The sequence below is a fragment of the Alteromonas sp. CH_MED4-4 genome (assembly GCF_037029575.1).
In the GTDB taxonomy this organism is placed as follows: Bacteria; Pseudomonadota; Gammaproteobacteria; order Enterobacterales; family Alteromonadaceae; genus Alteromonas; species Alteromonas macleodii.
This window is the reverse complement of the sequence record NZ_JAYMEU010000085.1, coordinates 1-520: the sequence shown is the minus strand read 5'-3', so window position 1 is coordinate 520 and position 520 is coordinate 1. Positions and strand designations below refer to the sequence as shown.

Sequence of the window (520 nt, the reverse complement as noted above, 5' to 3'; positions counted from 1 at the left end):
GGGGTTCTAGGGATTTTCCCCTCTAAAAAGACATAATCCTCTGTAGACCACACCAATAAATGGCTGCGGAGGTGGTTTACTTTCAGCTTGGAGCCTAATCATCCACTATCGGCCTTGTTATTTCGCCAATATTGGGCAATTTCCCAGTATTAGTGAAGTTATACGTTCCGCTTAAGTTGATATTTTGCCACGCAACGGGCGAAACAGCACGAGTGATACCCGCTTTCTCTTCAAATCATCTCGATTCACATTGACCCAGAAGATTACTCAGTATCGCGGAGTTGAAGTAGATGATCGCGTTGGCAAGCAATCTTGCACATTCATTCCAGATAGCGATTTCACTCTCGTTTTTGCCTCGGAACTGATCGCCATTCACCGACGCAATAGCCCGTCTCAGGAAGTGCCACGCTTCTCCCCGGTTAAGGGCACGCTGAACGTACTGCCGCAAACTGGCATTGTCTATGTAATCCAGTAAATATTGCGCTTTGACCAGTCGATTATACTCCGTCAGCGCCTGTAA

1 pseudogene is annotated in these 520 nt (G+C 46.9%); it reads right to left on the bottom strand.

Going from position 1 to position 520, the window contains the following annotated elements:
- Positions 1–94 precede the first annotated feature (94 nt).
- A pseudogene (locus tag WA381_RS21005) lies at positions 95–520 on the bottom strand (Tn3 family transposase); the annotation flags it as partial.